This window comes from Clostridium sp. 1001271B_151109_B4 (assembly GCF_015670405.1).
Taxonomy (GTDB): domain Bacteria; phylum Bacillota; class Clostridia; order Clostridiales; family Clostridiaceae; genus Clostridium.
Window position 1 is genome coordinate 50,910 of the sequence record NZ_JADPBQ010000005.1, and the last position, 17,036, is coordinate 67,945.

The following is a 17,036-nucleotide window of genomic DNA, read 5'->3' on the forward strand; positions in this document are numbered from 1 at the left end:
TTACTAAGTTTGTTATTTAATTTTATATAAATAGATTGTTGTGAGAGAGGTTGAATAGAAAATGAATAGAGAAGAAATGTTAGTGTTATTTAAAAATGAATATGGTGTAGATAATAGAGAAATAAAAACTTTCTTATCTCCAGGAAGAGTTAATTTAATTGGAGAGCATATAGATTATAATGGCGGATTTGTATTTCCAGGAGCGCTTACTGTTGGTATTTATGCAGCATTAGCATTAAGAGATGATAGCAAAATAAGAATGAGATCAAAGAATGTTGCTGGTGAGGTTATAATAGATTTAGGAGACGAATTAGTATATAAAAAGGAAGATGATTGGGGGAATTATCCTAAGGGGGTTATTAAGGCTCTTAAGGATTTAGGGCATAAAGTGCCTGGGATGGATATTGTGTTATTTAGTAATATTCCAGATGGTGCAGGACTTTCATCTTCAGCAGCACTTGAAGTATTAATGGCATATATTATTCTTTATTTAGAAAATCCAGAGAAAATTAATAGAGTTGAAGTAGCTAAGATTTGTCAAAAGGTAGAGAATGAATTTGTAGGTGTTAATTGTGGTATAATGGATCAATTTGCAGTAGCTGTAGGAAAGAAGGATCATGCAATATTATTAGATTGCGCTTCTCTTTATTATGAATATGCTCCATTAAATTTAGGGGAATATAGCTTAGTAATAATGAGCACTAATAAGAGAAGAGAACTTGCAGATTCAAAGTATAATGAAAGAAGAGCAGAATGTGAAAAGGCACTTGAAATTATAAATAATAATAAAAAAGAAAAGATAGAAAATTTATGCCAAGCAACTTTAGCGGATATAGAAGAATTCATTACTGATAAAACTATAAAAAGTAGAGCTATACATGTAGTTAGTGAAAATGAAAGAGTTAAAAAGAGTATGGAAATGCTTAAGAATAATGATATCTTAGGTTTTGGAAGTCTTTTAACAGCTTCCCATATGTCTCTTGAAAAGGATTATGAAGTTACAGGGCTTCATCTTGATACTTTAGTTCATGAAGCTTTAAAGATCGAAGGGTGCATTGGAGCTAGAATGACAGGAGCTGGATTTGGAGGGTGTGCAATTGCTTTAGTTGACAACACTAAGGTAAGTGAATTTAAAGAACAGGTATCTATAGCATATGAAGAGGTAACGAAAATTAAACCATCATTCTATACAAGTAATATAGGTGAAGGAACTCATGTGCTTAATTAGTCAAATGCAAAATAAAAAGGGAAACCTCAAGGTGGTTTCCTTTTTTTATTTTGATATAGTATTAGCTAATTAGTAATAGATAAATTTATTGACTACTAACTAATAAAAAAGTATAATTAAAAGGCATTGCTTAAAAAGAGAAAGATGATTAATATTCGTTAAAATGCGAATGAAAAATAGGTTGACTAAAATATAATTCGTGTTTATACTGAGAGTATAACAAAATACGACATAATTTTCAGGAGGCTTATATTATGAAAAATGCTTTAGTATTTCAATCAGATTTTGGTATAGCAGATGGAGCTGTTAGTGCTATGTATGGAGTTGCATATTCTGTAGATAAAACATTACAATTATTTGATTTAACTCATGAAATACCACAATATAATATTTGGGAGGCATCATATAGACTAATACAAACTGTAGTTTATTGGCCAAAAGGAAGCGTATTTGTTTCTGTAGTAGATCCAGGAGTTGGTTCTCATAGAAAGAGTATTGGAGTTAAAACTGCAAAAGGACAATACATAATAACACCAGACAATGGAACATTAACTCATATTAAACGTATGTGTGGAATTGTAGAAGCAAGAGAAATAGATGAAACTATAAATAGATTACCTAATTCAGGTGCATCATATACATTCCACGGAAGAGATATATATGCTTATACAGGAGCTAGACTTGCTGCGGGAGTTATAGATTTTGAACAAGTGGGACCAGAAATTCCTGTTGAAGACATAGTTGAATTACCAGTTGTTGAATCAACAAAAAATAATGATATGGTAACTGGAACAATTGATGTTTTGGATGTTAGATTTGGTAGCCTTTGGACAAACGTTGGAAGAGAATTATTTACTAGTTTAGGAATAAAATACGGTGATAGAGTAGAAGTTGCAATAAAGAATGATACAAGAGAAGTTTATAGAAATATAATGGTATATGCAAAATCTTTTGCAGATGTTCATGTTGGAGAAACTTTAGTATATGTTAACTCATTAGATAATTTAGCAGTTGCTATAAATCAAGGTTCTTTCTCAAAAGCATATAATATTCAGACGGGAACTAATTGGATAATTTCTATTAGAAAAGCGCCAAAAGTGATTTATGAATAAAATTTGAAATTTCATATAGTATATTTGGAAGGAGGAAACAATATGGGTAACAAATTATCTATTAAAACAATTGTAGCAATTGGTATTGGTGCTGCGGTATTTATGATATTAGGGCGTTTTGGATCTATTCCATCTGGAATACCAAATACTAATATTGAAACATGTTATGCATTTTTAGCATTAATGGCAATTTTATATGGACCAATTGCAGGTGCTGCTATTGGATTTATAGGTCATGCATTAAAGGATTTAGTTTTTTATGGTTCACCATGGTTTAGCTGGGTTATTGCATCAGCTACAGTAGGACTTATAATAGGATTAGCATGGAAGAGATTAAAAGTTAATGAAGGTGAATTTGGAAATAAGCAAATGATATTATTTAATATTTACCAAATTATAGCTAATGCAATGGCATGGCTTTTAATCGCACCAACATTAGATATAGTTATATATGCTGAACCAGCTAATAAAGTTTATTTACAAGGTGCTGTAGCAGGAGCTTCAAATGCAATTACGGTTGGAATATTAGGTACTATATTATTATATACTTATTCTAAGACTAGAGTTAAAAAGGGAAGCTTAGATAGAGAATAATATCTATTAAAAATACCGGGGACTTTATGTCTCTGGTATTTTTAATGATTTGGAAAATAATTTGTTTCACTAAAATTTGTTTCATAATATACATATGATTAAAAATATAGTATTATCTTTAAGTGAGATTATAAATTTAGTTAATCGAATCTTCTTGAAGCTACAAATTTTAAATTGAGTTAGCTGTCAGAGAAGTAGGTAATATACTTAAATATAAAAAGAAATATTTACTAAATATAAGTTGAAAAAGTATATTTATTATATAGTAGTATAAAGTTTATTATATTTAAGAAATCAAATAATAATTAATATATTGTAATTTACATAAAAACGAGGGAGATTTGCTATGAAAAAACCTGTAATTGAGTTCGTGGATTTTTCTTTTCAATACAGAGCTCAAGCAAAGCCAACATTAAATAACATAAATTTAACTATATATGAAGGAGAAAAAGTGCTTATAGTGGGGCCATCTGGATCAGGCAAAAGCACTCTTTCTAATTGCATAAATGGGCTTGTGCCATTTTCTCATGAAGGTGAAATTTCTGGAAGTTTAAAGGTTAATGGAAAAGAAACTAAGAAAATGAGCATATTTGAGTTATCAAATTCAGTAGGAACTGTACTTCAAGATCCGGATGGACAGTTCATAGGATTAACAGTTGGGGAAGATATAGCTTTTAAATTGGAGAATGATTGTATATCTCAAGAAGAAATGAAAGAAAAAGTTAAAGTAGTTTCTGAAATTGTTGGAATAGATACTCATTTAGATGCTGCACCATATAGTTTGTCAGGAGGACAAAAACAGCGTGTTACATTGGCTGGTGTTATGGTAGGAGATGTTGACATACTTTTATTTGATGAACCACTTGCAAGTTTAGATCCTGCAACAGGAAAAAGTGCAATTGAGTTAATAGATCAAATTCAAAAGAAAACTAAAAAGACTATATTAATAATAGAGCATAGATTAGAGGACGTATTACATTGTCCTGTAGATAGAATAATAGTTGTTGACAATGGTGAAATAGCAGCTGATATAACTCCATCAGAATTATTAAGTTCAAATCTTTTAGCTGAAACGGGAATACGTGAGCCATTATATATTACAGCTTTAAAATATGCAGGTTGTACCATTACTTCAGAAATGCAACCAGAGCATATTGACACTTTAAATATAGATTCATGTAGGGAAAAATTAAAAACTTGGTATGAAGAAACTTCTGAAGAAGAAAAGCAAGTAAGTAATGAAGCTATTCTTGAAATGAAAGATGTAAAATTCTCATACGAAAGTGGAAAAGAAATATTACATGGTATTTCATTTAAAGTTAATAAAGGTGAAATGGTTAGTATTGTAGGGAGAAATGGAGCAGGAAAATCTACTATTTCTAAATTAATATGTGGTTTTTATAAGCCAACTGAAGGAGAAATATTATTTGATGGTAGGAATTTAATAAATGATACTATTAAGGAACGTGCAGAAAAAATAGGTATTGTAATGCAAAATCCAAATCAAATGATATCTAAGACTATGATTTTTGATGAAGTAGCTTTAGGGCTTAAGGTTAGAGGAGTTCCTGAAGAAGAAATTAAAAATAGAGTATTTGAAACGCTAAAGATTTGTGGATTATATCAATTCCGTAATTGGCCAATTTCAGCTTTAAGCTTTGGTCAAAAGAAGCGTGTTACAATAGCATCAATATTAGTATTGAATCCTGAAGTTATTATTTTGGATGAACCTACAGCAGGTCAGGATTTTAAACATTACACTGAAATTATGGAATTCTTAAAAGAGTTAAATAAAAAAGGTGTAACTATAGTTATGATAACTCATGATATGCATCTAATGCTTGAGTATACTAATAGAGCAATAGTACTATCAAATGGATTAAAATTGGCTGATGATATTGCAGCTAATGTTCTTACAGATGAAGAAGTGATCAATAAGGCGAATTTAAAAGAAACATCTTTATATGAATTAGCTGTAAAAGCTAAATTAGAAAATCCAAGAATGTTTGTTAAGAAGTTTATTGATTACGATAGGAGGATTAGAAGAATATGAGTACGATGATTGGATATTCAGATATAGATTCACCGATTCATAGACTAACAGGAGCATCAAAGCTAATTGCTTTAATTATTTGGGCAGTAGCTTCAATGGTTACATACGATACACGTATACTTTTAGGAATGTTTATTGTAAGTATAATTGTGTTTAAAATTTCAAAGGTAAAGTTTAAACAAATTTCATTTGTTTTATATTTTATATTAATATTTTTATTACTAAATAATTTAGCTATATTTATCTTTTCTCCATATGAAGGAGTTCAGATATATGGAAGTAGAACAGATTTATTTAAGATTGCAGGGCCGTATACAGTAACTACACAACAACTGTTTTATCAGTTTAACATAACATTAAAGTATTTTTCTATAATACCAATGGCGTTATTATTTATGGTGGCAACTAATCCAAGTGAATTTGCTTCATCATTAAATAAAATTGGTGTAAGCTATAAAATAGCATATTCAGTTTCTATAGCATTAAGATATATACCAGATGTTCAACGAGATTATCAAGATATATCATTTGCACAACAAGCTAGAGGAATAGATATGTCTAAGAAGGAAAAGGTTACTAAAAGAATTAAAAATTCAGCATCTATATTAATGCCACTTATCTTTTCAAGTTTAGAGAGAATAGAAACTATAAGTTCAGCCATGGAATTAAGAGCGTTTGGTAGTAATAAGAAGCGTACTTGGTATAATGGTAGACCATTTAAAAAAGGTGATTATATAACAATAATATTAGTTAGTATAATATTGTTGATAGCTATTATTGCAACAGTAATTAATGGTGGGCGTTTTTATAATCCATTTATTTAAAGAATAATAAGTTAGCACTATTGAAAAAATAATAGTGCTAACTTATTCTATTAATAGGAGAATATTAATAGAAAAAATATAAAAATTGTGTATATATTGAGGGATTTATGCTAAATATAATATTTTTATAATTATTTTGCAATTTAATTGTATGTATATATAGTTATAATAAAGATATAAATGATAGTAGAAAAATATAGGGGGAGTCTTGAGAAATGAAAAAATCAAAGAGGATTACTAATGAAGATAGTGATAAGAAGCAGAAAATGATTATTGGAATTTTAGCAATTGTAATAGTGACTTTGGTTGGTGTAGTGGCTTTGAATATTAATAAGGATGAAGCTAAACAAGTAAGTGCTCAGCAAGGAGAAGAGTTAGAAAGTAGAGATAAAGATGATCATTCAAGTTCATTAAAAGAAGAAAGATTAACGTATACAAGTTATGAAAATGATATAAATGCAGATAATGCTAGAGAAATTGAAAATATGTTAAATAAGTGGAATTATGTAAGATCAGATGGAAAGAAAATAGTATATTTAACATTTGATGATGGGCCATCTATTGAAACAACTCCTAAAATATTAGAAACTCTAAAAAATAATGATGTTAAGGCTACATTTTTTGTGCTAGGAAGTAATGTTGAAAAGAGTGACACACAAAAAGAGTTATTAAAAGAGATGGTAAAAGAAGGTCATGCTATTGGGAATCATGGCTATTGTCACGATTATAGTATTTTATATCCAGGGAGAGTTGCAGATGCTACAGCATTCATAAATGATATGGAAAAATCAGAAAATGTAATGAAATCAGTTTTAGGAGATGATTTTAGTACTAAAGTAATTAGGTTTCCAGGTGGTCATATGTCATGGAAAACAGGAGAACTTGATCCGATTCTTGAGCAAGATGGATACACTTACATAGATTGGAATGTTTTAAACGGAGATGCTGAAGGAAATGGTAAAACAGTTGATCAATTAATTAATAGATTAAAAGAAACAGTAACTAATTTATGTGGAAATGATGATGTTTTAGTTGTTTTAATGCATGATACTGATGCAAAACCTACTACAGCAGAATCATTGCAACAAAGTATAGACTATCTAAAGTCTTTAGGATATGAATTTAGAACTTTAAAATAAGATACTGGATAAATACAAATTTTATCCAGTATTTTATTTGCATAAAATTCAAATTATAAATAGTGGACTATAATAATTTATATTTGTGAGGGAGTAATGAGAAAGATATTAATAGTGGAAGATGAAGAAAGTATAAGAGGATTTTTAAGAATAAATTTGAGAAGAAATGGGTATGAAGTTATTGAAGTAGATAATGGAGAAGAGGGTATAAAAATAGCTAAAAATGAAAAACCGGCAATCGTAATACTTGATGTAATGTTACCGGGAATAGATGGTTTTAATGTATGTAAGAGAATTAGAGAAGAAGAAAAGAATATTGGGATTATTATGCTTACAGCAAAAAGTCAAGATATTGATAAAATAACAGGATTAGAATATGGAGCAGATGATTATATTGTAAAGCCTTTTAATCCTATGGAGCTTTTATTAAGAATAAAAGCAATATTAAGAAGAATTGGTGATGAAGAAGAAAAAAGAACTATATCTCAAGGTAGATTTAAAATAGATACTTATGCAAAAAAGGTATTTAAAGAGGATAAGGAAATTGATTTAACGCCAAAAGAGTATTCTATAATAAAGTTATTTTTAGAGAATCCGGAGAAGGCATTTTCTAGAGATGAATTAATGGATTTAATTTGGGGAGAAAATTATATTGCAGATCCTAAAATTGTTGATGTTAACATAAGAAGATTAAGAAGTAAAATAGAATGTTCTTCATCAAAGCAAGGATACATAGAAACTATATGGGGATTTGGATATAGATGGAGAGGCGAAGAAGTTGAAGAGTATACGAAGTAGACTATTAAAAAATTTTTTAATAGTAATAGTATCTACGGTATTAGTCTTTGATATATTAACAATTTTATGTCTTAAGGGATATTATTATAAAAATACTCAAAATACATTAATTAATCAATTAGAGTCAGCTATAAATTTTTATCAAAAATATTTTTCAAATAATAAGTTAATGGAAAATATTTATGATAATGTGGATATTTTTTGGAATACAAAGGAAGAGCAAATTGAAATATTAGATTCAGATGGGAATTTATTAATGGATTCTTATGGAATTAGGGATAATCAACTTTTAACTACTCCAGATATAGCAAAGGCTAAAAGTGGAAGTGTAGGAATATGGAGTGGACATATTGATTGGTATAATGACAAAGTAATGATCATTTCTAAGAGTATTAATTCTAAGATTGATGAAGATGAAATGATTGGAATAGTAAGAATAATCTTTCCGTTAAATGAAGTAAACAAGATATTAGATTCATTTAGTGTTTTAATATTATTTGTTTCTGTCGTAGTTATATTATTAGGAGGAATAATGAGCTTAATAATAGCCAGAGATATAGTTAAACCTATAAAAAAAATAACAAAAGTAGCTAAAGAAATGGCTGATGGAAATTTGGATATAAGAAGTAATATTACAGATAATATTGAAATTTCGCAATTATCGAAAACATTAAACTATATGGGAAGTGAATTAGAGAAGAGAGAAAAGTTGAAAAATGAATTTATTTCATCTGTTTCACATGAATTAAGAACTCCATTAACATCTATTAAAGGATGGGCTATAACATTAAAGTATGATTATAGTGATATTGATACACTTGAGTTAGGGCTAGATATTATAGAGAAAGAAAGCGATAGATTAACAGATATGGTTGAAGAATTATTAGATTTTTCTAAATTAATCAATGGAGTTATTACATTAAATAAAAGTAATTGTGATATAAAAGAATTTATGCAATTTATAGAAAATAACTGGAAGCCGAGAGCTATAAAAGAAAGAAAAAAATTTACTATATTAATCCAAGAAAACATAGGGTATGGCTATTTTGATGAGAATAGGTTAAAGCAAGTATTAAATAATGTTATTGATAATGCCTTTAAGTTTACTGATAAAAATGGGGTAATAATTATAAAAGCAAGCAGGGTAGAGAACATGTTTCAATTAATGATAGAGGATAATGGAATAGGAATAACTGAAGAAGATTTACCAAGGGTTAAGGATAAATTCTACAAAGGGAAAAACAGTAAATCTAAAAATGGAATAGGATTATCAATTGCAGATGAAATAATTATGCTTCATGGAGGAGAATTTAAAGTATATAGTAAAGAAAAAGAAGGAACGATAATACAAATAGAAATTCCCTTATGTGAAGGGAGAGATCTATGATGAAGGTAAAAAGAGGTTTAATAGTATTAATTACAATATTCGTATTAATATTCATAAGCTGTGAAAATGCAAATAAAAAGTCAGAAAAAATAAATACTTTCAAATTTATAGGAAGTTGGAAGGTAAATTCTGTAGAAGTACTTGATGAGGATGAAGCAGACTATACTGATAACATTTTGAACAAAGAAATAAAAATAGGAAATAATGAAATAAAGATATTAGATAATAATAAAAAAAAGGTAAGGTATAAATTAAAGGCCGTTAAAAGTGACTATATGCTATCATATGAAAAAAATTTATCTATAAGTAAATATATGAATGGGAGAGACTTTATAGATTTGATTTCAGTAATAGATAATAATCAAATAATAGGAGAGTTTTTCTTGAATTCGGATACGGAAATGACATTTATATATCATGGATATTTATTGAATTTAACTAGAATTAGTCAAAATGTGAATTTTACAAGAGATGAAGAAGATAAAAATATAAGCAGTAAAGTTAAGTATGATGATTTTGAGGCAGTAGAAGGAGTTATGTTAGGATTGAAGACTCCTAGAGAAGAATTAGAGGATATGAGTTATAGCGAAGAAAGTTATAGAACACTTTGGATATCACATGATAATTATAGACTTGGATATGTATATGCAAAAGAAAATATAATATTTCCAAGGCTAAGTGGAATTTGGAGTTTGGGAGTAAATGAAAAGAGTAAAAATGGATTTGTAATTGATGAATTTAAAGTTGGAGTATATGGGGAAGTGGGTAGCGAAAAAAATGAAAGTAGTAATTCTTTTACTACTAATATATTAAAAAGCATACTTTTTGTTGGTAATGATTATATAGCCATTGAAAAGTATATAGGAGATAACTTTCAAGGAAATTATCCGATATATGAAATAATTCCAGTAAGCAATATTAATATAGATAGTGGATTACAAGTGAATGAAATATTTAATGAAAATGAAAATGAAAAATATCTTAATGAGTTAAAAAATAAAATAGATAGTTTGTCAGATGAGGAAAAAGAAAGATTAAATACTGGGATTTATGATGAAAGCAATATTGCTATTAAAAGAGAGCTTGGAAAGTGGAGATTTATAGGTAAAATTTTACCTAAAAATATGAATGAAGACGGCGAAGAATTTAATATAGGAATATTACCAGAAAAGAGATTCATTAATTATAATAATATGTATATTTCTTGGAAAGATTTAAAGAGTGAGTTGGGGTTATTTAAGGATGCATTTATATCTCCGTTAGGGAAAATTGCATTAATTCAGTTTGATAGATATATTTCAATATATAAAATAGAAAATGGAATGTTAATTGCTGAGCCTATAGAAATGATTCCAATTGATGAAAATGAAGAGGTGATAATGGCTGAATGGTGTGATGGTAATTATGTAGAGCAATGGGAAAAAGTATTTATTGATGGTGATGTAATTTTAGATGATGATTATTAGTTTACAATTATGTAAAATGTTTAATATAACAATATAAAAGTATTGAAAACAGAAAAAAATATGGTATAATAAAGAAGAAGTCGATTTTGACAATAACAAGATTTAAAATAGATTAATAAAATTTCTCCTTATTTTTTAAGAGTAATATTATTAACCATGATAAATCTTAAGAAAATGGAGGAATTTATAATGGCAGATAAGACTATTGTATGCAGAGATTGCGGAAAAGAATTTTTATTCACAGAAGGTGAACAAGCATTCTACAAAGAAAAAGGATTCGATAACGAACCAGTAAGATGCGTTGAATGCAGAAGAGCAAGAAAAGCACAACAAAACAACAGAAAGTAATTGAATTTTCAAGGCTGTAAGATTAATTCTTACAGTCTTTTTTTATTATAAAAAGATAAATATAGTATAAAATATATTAAGATAAATTGTTTTTGTGAAAATATAACAATTTAACACATATAATAAAAAATATGGTAAAATATATAAATAATATACAGTTTATTAATAGGGGGCAATAAAATTGAGCAAAAAAACAGTAGATAAGAAAAAGAAAAAGAAGCCTAAAAAAAGGATTATAATTCTATCTATAATAATTATACTGATGGTTGGGATTGTTGGAACAGCTGTAGGGTATTATAGTTATGTTAAAAGCAAAATATATACGAAATCTAATGAAATAAAAATTAAAACTGTAGATAAGAAAAGTGAAGATGATGTTGATTATAAAGAGGTTGAAGGTATTACTAATGTATTGTTAGTTGGAACAGATGGTAGAGATCTAAATGAAAAAGCAAGAGCAGATTCTATTATAATTGCAACTTTAGATAGTAATAACAAAGAAATAAGGTTAACATCATTATTTAGAGATACGTTAGTCAATATTGAAGGATATGGACCATATAAATTAAATGCAGCTATGGCTTTTGGGGGAATAGATTTATTAAAAGATACAATACAGGAAACATATGATATAAGCATAGATAAATATATCATAATAAACTTTTGGGGATTTGAAGCTATTATAGATCAAATAGGTGGATTAGATATAGATGTTAAAGACTATCAATTAGATGAATTAAATAAGTATATAGGTGAGTCTACAGGAGGTAATGATTGCCCAGTTACAGAATCAGGATTACAATTATTAAATGGAAAGCAGGCATTATCTTATGCAAGAATAAGAAAAGGTGTTGGAGATGAATTTGAAAGAACTGAAAGGCAACGAGAAGTATTATTCAAGGTTATAGAAAAGTTAAGAGAAACAAAGCCAACGAAATATTTAGGAATTGTAAATAGTATGCTTGATTATATAAATACAAATATAGATATTTTTGATGCATTGGATATGGCATATACAATTTATAAATTTCCTAGTTTAGATACCAAACAAATTCATATACCTGTTACGGAATTATCGGATGATATGGATTATGGAGGCGAAGTTGGTTGGGTATTTATAATGGATAGAAAACAAAATACAGAAATTTTACATGATTTTATATTTAATAACATAGAACCAGATGAAAGTAACTTTGATTATAGTTCGTTAAAAAAAGCGCTTAGTGAATATAGAACTGGTGAATGGGTTGAAGATTATGAAAGTAATTATGAGGATGATAGTTCAAGTGCTAGTGTAAATAATCAAGACGAAGATGATATAACTTATACAGATGATTGGGAATAAATAAGAAAGAAAATTGTTTATAATTAATTTGGTGATTATAAACAATTTTCTTTTAATAAATAATATAAGTTTACAATAAATAAAAATTATTGATAAAATTACATTTACTGTAGATAAGTAATGAAAAATAGTATAGAATTAAATATAGACTCGGAAACGTTTCCGAGATTTATAGCAGATGAATGAACTTTATGGAGGGGATAGAGTATAATGAGTATTAAATTAAATTTTAATAATGATTTTGATAAATTATATGGTTATGATGGAGAACTAGGAGTTATTTATTCTAAGGATAAATGTAAATTTGTATTATGGGCTCCAACAGCAGAAAAAGTTAAATTAGCGTTGTATGGTAATAATGGGTATGAGTTTGATTGTAAAGCTAAAAAGGTCTATACAATGAGTAAAGGTATTAATGGTACTTGGATAACTGAATTAAATGGTGATTTTAATGGTGAATATTATAATTATTTAATTGATATAAATGGTAAAGTTAATGAAGTTGTAGATCCATATGCAAAAGCTGTAGGGGTCAATGGTAATAGGGGAATGGTCATTGATTTAGATAGTACTAATCCAGAAGGTTGGGAAAATGATACTAAGCCTGAATTGAAATATGCTACAGATTCAATAATTTATGAGGCACATATAAGAGATTTATCAATTGATGAGACTTCAGGAATAAGTAATGAGTATAAGGGTAAATTTAAAGCATTAACCATCTTGGACTCATGTATTCCAGGAACAAATGTTAAAACAGTAGTAAATCATATAAAGGATATGGGATTTACTCATATTCACTTATTACCAGCCTTTGATTTTGGATCTATAGATGAAACTAAATTAGAGAAACCTCAATTCAACTGGGGCTATGATCCTAAAAATTATAATGTTCCTGAAGGGTCTTATTCTACTAATCCGTATTTGGGTAATGTTAGGATAAAGGAATTTAAAGAAATGGTTAAATCATTACATGAAGCTGGAATAAGAGTGGTTATGGATGTTGTATACAATCATACTTATAACTTAGACTCTTGTTTAAATAAGGCTGTACCAGGATACTATTATAGGCAAGATGAAAATGGTGAATATAGCGATGCATCAGCATGTGGTAATGAAACCGCTTCAGAAAGATATATGTTTAGAAGATATATGATTGATTCTATTGTTTATTGGGCAAAGGAATATCATGTTGATGGATTTAGATTTGATTTAATGGGAATACATGATATAGAAACCATGAAATTGATTAGAGAAGAATTAAATAAGATCGATCAATCTATAATTATGTATGGAGAAGGATGGACAGGAGGACCAAGCCCTTTAAAAGAAGAATTAGCTGCATTAAAGAAAAATACTTACAAATTTGATAAGTTGCAAATAGCAGCCTTTAGTGATGATTGTAGAGATGGAGTTAAAGGGCATGTTTTTTATGAGGAAGAAACTGGTTTTGTAAATGGAAAAGATGGGCTTGAAGAAACTATTAAATTTGCTGTAGTTGCATCAACACAGCATGAAGAGATAGATACAGAAAGTGTAGTTTATTCTAATGATTTTTGGTCTAATGAACCATATCAAACAATAAATTATGCTTCGGCTCATGATAATTATACTCTTTGGGATAAACTTAAGATATCTACACCTAATTGTACAGAAGAAGAATTAATTGCCATGAATAAGTTAATAGCAGGAATAATATTTACATCTCAAGGAATAAGTTTTGTACATGCAGGAGAGGAAATGGCAAGAACCAAAGAAGATGAGCAAGGGGAATTAGTGGAAAATAGTTTTGCATCATCAGATAAAGTGAATAAAATTTATTGGGATAGAAAAGTTAAATATAACGATTTATTTGAATATTATAAGGGATTAATATCGTTAAGAAAAGAATATAAAGCATTTAGGATGAATACAAATGAAGAAATTAAAGAAAATATTCATTTCTTAAAAAGGGGTATAAATTTTAGAGATAATAATTTGGTAGCATATATTATCGAAGCTAAAAATATAGATAGTAAGTGTAATAAAATAGCAGTTATCATTAATGCTAATGATAAGGATATTGAGATAGATCTTAATGAAAATAATTGGAATGTTATTGTTGATGAAAAAAGGGCTGGAAAGGAAATACTTGAAACAATAAAAAGTAGTAAGGTAAATGTTTCAAGAAAATCAATAAAGGTATTAATTAAATAGGATATTATTTTTAAAAATAAGAATAAATTATATAGAATGCTTCTTTATTATTTATATAGTAGCATTCTATATATTATATTTAAGGAAAAAAAGGAGTGAGATTTTATGGGAATGAACATGATTGTATATCAACTAGTTAATGAGTTCAAGCGATTAAATGAAGTTGTAGCTATAGTATTGGCAGGTTCATGTGCGAGTGGTAGAAAGGATACTTATTCAGATATAGATATAGATATTATTATAGATAAGGAAATATCCGTTGAGAAAAGAGAAAGTATTGCAAAAAAATTCTCTGATTTAATGGAGATAAATAATACATTTTGGGGACCATCTGATGAATTTATAATTAGAAATTCATCAATAACAGTAGATATAGCATATTTTGAGTATCAATGGCTAGTAGATCAATTAAAAAATGTAGTTGATAATCATATTGCATCTACTGGATATACTACTTGCTTTTGGAATAATGTAATAAATTCTAATATAGTATATGATAGAGATAATAAATTTAAAGATCTTCAAGAGAAATATACTATACCATATCCTAAAGAATTAAAGATAAATATAATAAAAAACAATTATCCGATTTTAAAAAACAATTTTTCAGCATATTATAATCAAATAGAAAAAGCAATAAATAGAAATGATATAGTAAATATAAATAATAGGGTTTCAGCTTTTTTAGATAGCTATTTTGATATAATTTTTGCAATAAATGAAATGCCACATCCAGGGGAAAAAAGATTATTGAATATTGTAGTGAAATCATGCAAAAAGTTGCCAGGTGATTTTGAAAGTAATATTAAAAATTTATTTGATAGTATAAGTAAATGTGATATTAGTATATTAAGTAATATAGATAATATTGTAAAGCAGTTAGAAGAGATATTGAAAGATGAAAAGTTGATAAGTTAAGGTGGAATTGTTTACATTGGTGAGATAAATTGGTATAATTAATTTTGAAACTGATTTTAAAAGAGGATGGAAATATGGGGATTTTAAGAGAAAAAATGAATAACAAAATTGATAATAAATCAATTTACATTTATACTTTAGAAAATAATAATTCGAAGGTAAGAATTACTAATTTTGGAGGTATAATTTTATCGTTTGAAACAAGAGATAAAAATGGACAAAGTGATGATATTGTATTAGGATATGATAATTTTGAGGACTATAAAACAACTACAACATATTTTGGAGCTATAATTGGACGTTGTGCCAATAGAATAGCTGATGCTTCTATAAAAATTAATGGCGAAAAATATGAGTTAGCAAGAAATGATGGAAATAATCATCTTCATGGTGGGGATAAGGGATTTAATAGAGTAGTCTGGGATTCAGAGGTATTAGAAGATAATAATGGAGAATATTTAAAATTATCATATTTAAGTAAAGATGGGGAAGAAAATTATCCTGGTAATTTAAATGTTAATGTTCAGTATAGATTAACAAATGAAAATGAATTGATTATTAATTATTTTGGAAAAAGTGATAAGGATACAATAGTAAATTTAACTAATCATTCATATTTTAATTTAAGTGGACACTCATCTGGAGATATTTTAAATCATAAAGTAAGGATTAATTCAAAAAACATAACAGCAGCTAACTCAGAAAGCATTCCAACAGGAGAAATAAGAAATATAATAGGAACTCCTATGGATTTCACTGAGTTTAAATGTGTTGGTAGAGATATTAATGAAGAATATGATCAATTAATAAATGGCAATGGATATGATCATAACTGGATTATAGATGATTATAATGGCCAACTAAAAAAGGCAGCAGAAGTTATTGATGATAATAGTGGTAGAGTTTTAGAGGTATTCACAACTAAGCCAGGTATACAATTTTACACTGGAAACTTTCTAAATGAAAGAGAAGTGGGGAAAGGTGGAGTTAACTATAAAAAGAGACAAGGTCTATGCCTTGAAACTCAGTATTTCCCAGATAGTTTGCATCATGAAAAATTTACTAATGTAATATTAAAGGCTGGAGAAGAGTATAATCATACAACTATATATAAGGTTAGTGTAAGAGAATAAAATAAATTTAAATGGCTCCTATCTATGTGATAGGAGCCATTTAAATTTATTTTTTATTTTTTTTGCAATTTTTACAATATCCATAAATTTCGAGTTTATGGTCAGTTACATCAAAATCCATATCATCTTTTAAATGTTTTTCATAAATGCATAAAGGGCAATCGGTTAATGGAAAGACCTCTTTACATTGCTTGCATATTAAATGATGCATATGAGCTGATGAGGTAATTTCGTAAGAGGTCTTATTATCGTCTCCTAATATACATTTAGATATAACATTTTTACTTGATAAAGAATCAAGTATTTTGTAAATGGAAGATAAATTAACTGAGATTGAATTTTCTTTTAATTTTAAGTAAATTTCTTCAGCACTAAGAGGTTGTTTACTTTCTACTATTACCTTAAGAACTGAAGTCCTATGTTTTGTAACCTTTAAGCCCTTTGATTTAAGGAGGTCACTAAAATTAATATTATTGTCCAATGTAATACCCCCAT

Annotated in this window: 15 protein-coding genes; 14 read left to right on the forward strand and 1 reads right to left on the reverse strand. The window is 27.8% G+C overall.

The window, feature by feature from the left end; translation table 11 throughout:
- The first annotated feature begins 61 nt into the window (after positions 1 to 61).
- From I4V63_RS04945 to I4V63_RS05010, 14 genes are all read left to right on the forward strand, one after another.
- Positions 62 to 1,228 (forward strand): galactokinase, encoded by a 1,167-nt coding sequence (locus I4V63_RS04945; RefSeq protein ID WP_196000191.1) that lies wholly within the window; start codon positions 62 to 64, stop codon positions 1,226 to 1,228.
- A 254-nt stretch (positions 1,229 to 1,482) separates the two neighbouring features.
- Entirely contained in the window at positions 1,483 to 2,340 is an 858-nt protein-coding gene (locus I4V63_RS04950) for an S-adenosyl-l-methionine hydroxide adenosyltransferase family protein (protein ID WP_196000192.1), read from the forward strand.
- Between the two features lie 42 nt (positions 2,341 to 2,382).
- On the forward strand, positions 2,383 to 2,934 hold the full coding sequence (locus tag I4V63_RS04955; RefSeq protein WP_196000193.1) for an ECF-type riboflavin transporter substrate-binding protein: 552 nt from the start codon (positions 2,383 to 2,385) through the stop codon (positions 2,932 to 2,934).
- A 346-nt stretch (positions 2,935 to 3,280) separates the two neighbouring features.
- Positions 3,281 to 4,987 (forward strand): ABC transporter ATP-binding protein, encoded by a 1,707-nt coding sequence (locus I4V63_RS04960; protein WP_196000194.1) that lies wholly within the window; start codon positions 3,281 to 3,283, stop codon positions 4,985 to 4,987.
- Entirely contained in the window at positions 4,984 to 5,811 is an 828-nt protein-coding gene (locus tag I4V63_RS04965; RefSeq protein ID WP_196000195.1) for an energy-coupling factor transporter transmembrane component T, read from the forward strand. The genes I4V63_RS04960 and I4V63_RS04965 overlap by 4 nt, the downstream gene beginning before the upstream one ends.
- Positions 5,812 to 6,026: 215 nt before the next feature.
- Entirely contained in the window at positions 6,027 to 6,950 is a 924-nt protein-coding gene (locus I4V63_RS04970) for a polysaccharide deacetylase family protein (RefSeq protein ID WP_196000196.1), read from the forward strand.
- A gap of 96 nt (positions 6,951 to 7,046) precedes the next feature.
- On the forward strand, positions 7,047 to 7,748 hold the full coding sequence (locus tag I4V63_RS04975) for a response regulator transcription factor (protein WP_196000197.1): 702 nt from the start codon (positions 7,047 to 7,049) through the stop codon (positions 7,746 to 7,748).
- A complete protein-coding gene (locus I4V63_RS04980) occupies positions 7,729 to 9,135 on the forward strand; it encodes a HAMP domain-containing sensor histidine kinase (protein ID WP_196000198.1) in 1,407 nt (468 codons plus the stop codon). Before I4V63_RS04975 ends, I4V63_RS04980 begins: the two co-directional genes overlap by 20 nt.
- Positions 9,132 to 10,601 (forward strand): hypothetical protein, encoded by a 1,470-nt coding sequence (locus I4V63_RS04985; RefSeq protein WP_196000199.1) that lies wholly within the window; start codon positions 9,132 to 9,134, stop codon positions 10,599 to 10,601. Before I4V63_RS04980 ends, I4V63_RS04985 begins: the two co-directional genes overlap by 4 nt.
- Before the next feature lie 189 nt (positions 10,602 to 10,790).
- On the forward strand, positions 10,791 to 10,949 hold the full coding sequence (locus I4V63_RS04990) for a zinc-ribbon domain-containing protein (protein ID WP_042394571.1): 159 nt from the start codon (positions 10,791 to 10,793) through the stop codon (positions 10,947 to 10,949).
- A gap of 181 nt (positions 10,950 to 11,130) precedes the next feature.
- Entirely contained in the window at positions 11,131 to 12,294 is a 1,164-nt protein-coding gene (locus I4V63_RS04995) for an LCP family protein (protein WP_243280450.1), read from the forward strand.
- A gap of 210 nt (positions 12,295 to 12,504) precedes the next feature.
- A complete protein-coding gene (gene pulA / locus I4V63_RS05000; protein WP_196000200.1) occupies positions 12,505 to 14,490 on the forward strand; it encodes a type I pullulanase in 1,986 nt (661 codons plus the stop codon).
- A 105-nt stretch (positions 14,491 to 14,595) separates the two neighbouring features.
- Positions 14,596 to 15,408 carry a nucleotidyltransferase domain-containing protein gene (locus I4V63_RS05005; RefSeq protein WP_196000201.1) on the forward strand — a complete coding sequence of 271 codons (813 nt, stop codon included), beginning with the start codon at positions 14,596 to 14,598 and terminating at the stop codon, positions 15,406 to 15,408.
- 74 nt (positions 15,409 to 15,482) lie between these two features.
- Positions 15,483 to 16,541, forward strand: coding sequence for an aldose epimerase family protein (locus I4V63_RS05010; protein WP_196000202.1), 1,059 nt, complete (start codon positions 15,483 to 15,485; stop codon positions 16,539 to 16,541).
- Positions 16,542 to 16,587: 46 nt separating this feature from the next.
- On the opposite strand, the gene I4V63_RS05015 is transcribed toward I4V63_RS05010, so the two are convergent.
- Positions 16,588 to 17,022: a Fur family transcriptional regulator gene (locus I4V63_RS05015; protein ID WP_196000203.1), complete on the reverse strand. Its 435-nt coding sequence runs from the start codon at positions 17,020 to 17,022 to the stop codon at positions 16,588 to 16,590.
- Positions 17,023 to 17,036 lie beyond the last annotated feature (14 nt).

What these genes read in the sequence shown, in the direction of transcription:
- pulA (WP_196000200.1), top strand. Translation starts at nt 12,505, where the DNA reads ATGAGTATTAAATTAAATTTTAATAATGATTTTGATAAATTATATGGT.
- I4V63_RS04965 (WP_196000195.1), top strand. Translation starts at nt 4,984, where the DNA reads ATGAGTACGATGATTGGATATTCAGATATAGATTCACCGATTCATAGA.
- I4V63_RS04990 (WP_042394571.1), top strand. Translation starts at nt 10,791, where the DNA reads ATGGCAGATAAGACTATTGTATGCAGAGATTGCGGAAAAGAATTTTTA.
- I4V63_RS04985 (WP_196000199.1), top strand. Translation starts at nt 9,132, where the DNA reads ATGATGAAGGTAAAAAGAGGTTTAATAGTATTAATTACAATATTCGTA.
- I4V63_RS04975 (WP_196000197.1), top strand. Translation starts at nt 7,047, where the DNA reads ATGAGAAAGATATTAATAGTGGAAGATGAAGAAAGTATAAGAGGATTT.
- I4V63_RS05010 (WP_196000202.1), top strand. Translation starts at nt 15,483, where the DNA reads ATGGGGATTTTAAGAGAAAAAATGAATAACAAAATTGATAATAAATCA.
- I4V63_RS04960 (WP_196000194.1), top strand. Translation starts at nt 3,281, where the DNA reads ATGAAAAAACCTGTAATTGAGTTCGTGGATTTTTCTTTTCAATACAGA.
- I4V63_RS05005 (WP_196000201.1), top strand. Translation starts at nt 14,596, where the DNA reads ATGGGAATGAACATGATTGTATATCAACTAGTTAATGAGTTCAAGCGA.
- I4V63_RS04950 (WP_196000192.1), top strand. Translation starts at nt 1,483, where the DNA reads ATGAAAAATGCTTTAGTATTTCAATCAGATTTTGGTATAGCAGATGGA.
- I4V63_RS04970 (WP_196000196.1), top strand. Translation starts at nt 6,027, where the DNA reads ATGAAAAAATCAAAGAGGATTACTAATGAAGATAGTGATAAGAAGCAG.
- I4V63_RS04955 (WP_196000193.1), top strand. Translation starts at nt 2,383, where the DNA reads ATGGGTAACAAATTATCTATTAAAACAATTGTAGCAATTGGTATTGGT.
- I4V63_RS04945 (WP_196000191.1), top strand. Translation starts at nt 62, where the DNA reads ATGAATAGAGAAGAAATGTTAGTGTTATTTAAAAATGAATATGGTGTA.